The sequence below is a fragment of the Kitasatospora sp. NPDC093558 genome, assembly GCF_040683475.1.
Lineage (GTDB): Bacteria > Actinomycetota > Actinomycetes > Streptomycetales > Streptomycetaceae > Kitasatospora.
The window spans coordinates 1-2,342 of sequence record NZ_JBFBDY010000856.1 but is presented as its reverse complement, the minus strand read 5'-3'; the positions used below and the strand labels follow the sequence as shown (position 1 = coordinate 2,342).

At 72.8% G+C, this 2,342-nt stretch carries 4 protein-coding genes; all 4 read left to right on the top strand.

Annotation, left to right across the window (positions count from 1 at the left end; all coding sequences use genetic code 11):
* On the top strand, positions 1-337 hold a 337-nt coding region (locus AB0O00_RS36135), incomplete at its 5' end, for a reverse transcriptase domain-containing protein (protein ID WP_363658941.1).
* Positions 338-440: 103 nt separating this feature from the next.
* Positions 441-914 carry an SUMF1/EgtB/PvdO family nonheme iron enzyme gene (locus AB0O00_RS36130; RefSeq protein ID WP_363658940.1) on the top strand — a complete coding sequence of 158 codons (474 nt, stop codon included), beginning with the start codon at positions 441-443 and terminating at the stop codon, positions 912-914.
* Positions 911-1,354 carry a hypothetical protein gene (locus tag AB0O00_RS36125; RefSeq protein ID WP_363658939.1) on the top strand — a complete coding sequence of 148 codons (444 nt, stop codon included), beginning with the start codon at positions 911-913 and terminating at the stop codon, positions 1,352-1,354. The genes AB0O00_RS36130 and AB0O00_RS36125 overlap by 4 nt, the downstream gene beginning before the upstream one ends.
* Positions 1,354-2,342: glycosyltransferase (locus AB0O00_RS36120; protein WP_363658938.1), on the top strand; the 989-nt coding region annotated here is incomplete at its 3' end. The genes AB0O00_RS36125 and AB0O00_RS36120, both read left to right, overlap by 1 nt.

The following is a 2,342-nucleotide window of genomic DNA, read 5'->3' as shown; positions in this document are numbered from 1 at the left end:
CACCGACTGGCTGGCCGAGCACGTCGCGGACGGCTCGTTCCTGCGCCTGTTCGAGCGGGTGCTGGAGCCGCTTCCGTGCCCGATCGTGCCCGGGACGGCGCTGGCGCCGCTGCTGATCAACCTGCGCCTGTCCCGGGCCGACGCCCGGCTGGCCGGGCACCGCGTCGTGCGGTTCGCGGACAACTACTGCGTCTTCTGCGACGGCGCCGAGCAGGCCGGCGAGGCCCTCGAAGTCGTCACAAGGGCGCTGGCCTGCTGCGGGTTGCGGCCCAACCTCGCCAAGTCGAAGGTCTGGGCTGGGGCGAACGCCGAAGACCTGTTTCTGATTGCCGGATGAGAGGGGGGAAGCGATGACGACGGACTTGGTGAGGTCCGCGCTCGTCTGGTTACCGGTGCCGGGTGGAACGTGCCTGTTCGGTGACCGGCGCAGGCCAGTGAAGGTGGCCGACCTGGAGTGGACGGCGACACCACTGACGCCCTTCCAGCTCGGACTCGGTCCGGACCACCGGCCGCTGGTCGGGGTGGCCCATGCGCAGGCCGCCCGGATCGCGGCCGACCTGGGCGGCCGGCTGCCGCTGTCGAAGGAATGGGAGTGGGCGGCCTCCGGGGTCGAGCGCCGTCCGTACCCGTGGGGCCGCGAGGAACCGGACGCAATGCGGGCGAATCTGCGCGGCACCTGCGGACGGCTCACCCCCGTGACCTCCCATCCCTGCGGGCGAAGCCCGGACGGTCTGTGGGACATGGCCGGCAACTGCTGGGAGTGGACATCATCGGCCACGATCGGCGGCGGCTTCGTGATCCGCGGCGGCTCCTACAACTCGCCGCCGCTGTACGCCCGATGCACGTTCCTGAACGCCGCGCCCGCCGAGCTCGTCTCGCCGGGCATCGGCTTCCGGGTGGTGAGACCCGCGTGATCGGCGACCTCCTGATCGCGGGCTGCTCGCACCGCAAGGCGCCGGAAGCCCGGCCGCTGCCCGCCCTGGAACGGTACACCGGCGGCATCGCCCCGCAACTGAACGCCCGCTTCGCCGGGCACCGGGAGGCCCGCGGCCGGATCCGCTTCCTGTCCGCCGCCTACGGCCTGGTCCGGGCAGACGACATGCTCTCCCGCTACGACCAGCGGCTCGACGCCGGACTGGCCAGGCAACTGCGCCCAGCGGTGGCCGAACAGATCCGGCGCGACTTCACCGCCAACGGCGTCCCACGGCGGGTGCTGCTGGTCCTCGAACCCGACTACCTGATCCTGCTCGCCGACCTCCTGGCCCTGCCGGAGCGACCGGCCCTGCACTGGATCTCCGACCCTCGCGGCTGGCCCCAGGCCGCCGCCGTGCTCAACGAATGGAGGTGGCCGTGATGCGCACCAGCCTCGCGGACACGCTCAGGACCCAGGCCAACGCCCACCGGTACCTCACGGCCGACTTCACCGAGCGCACCGGCCTGGGCTGGCACCAGCCCACCCCGGCGGGCACCAGCGCCGGCCGACACCTGTCGGTCGTGATCCCCGCCCGCAACACCGCCTACGCCCTCCCCGCAGTGCTGGACGCGCTCGGCGCCCAGCAGCACGCGGCCGAGCTGGAGGTGATCCTGGTCGACGACGCGTCCACGGACGCCACGTTCGACATCGCCCGTCGGCACCCGGCGGTCACCACCGTGGTGCGCCTGGCGGAGCGCCGAGGCTCGGCCGCGGCTCGCAACGCTGGCGCCCGTCTGGCCCAGGCCCCGACCGTGCTGTTCGTCGACGCGGACATGGTGCTGCCCTCGCACGTCTTCGCGGACGTGGCCGCCCGCGCCGCAGACGACGCCGTGCTGACGGGTTTCCGGCACAACGTCGCCTACCAGACGGCACCGCACGGCGGGCCGTTGCTGCCCGACGGGCCTCCGCTCCTGGCGGCCGACCATCGCGTCACCTGGACACCCCCCGCGGGCAAGGTCCTGCCGTACTCGGGCATCACGCTCGCCGAAAGCCTGGACGGCCGGCCGCTGGATGCCACCGACGACTTCCAGAACCTCGGCTACGGCCGCTTCTACTACGACTGGGACCTGCCCAGGATGGTCGTCACCGCGCTGCTGGCCGTACCGCGCGAGCAACTGATGTACGTCGGCGGCTTCGACGAGGAGTTCGGCGCGCTGGGCTGGGGCATGGAGGACACCCACCTCGGCGCGGCCCTGATCGTCGCCGGCTGCCTCGTCATCCCGCTGCGACAGGCGGTCGGTTTCCACCTCGACCCGCCGGACGCCGCCGCCCAGTGGCAGGCCAAGCTCGCCACCTGGCCCGCCACGCTCGCCCGCTACCGCCACCTGCTGTCCCTGCCCGCAACATCCGGCCAGGGCCGCGCCTTCGC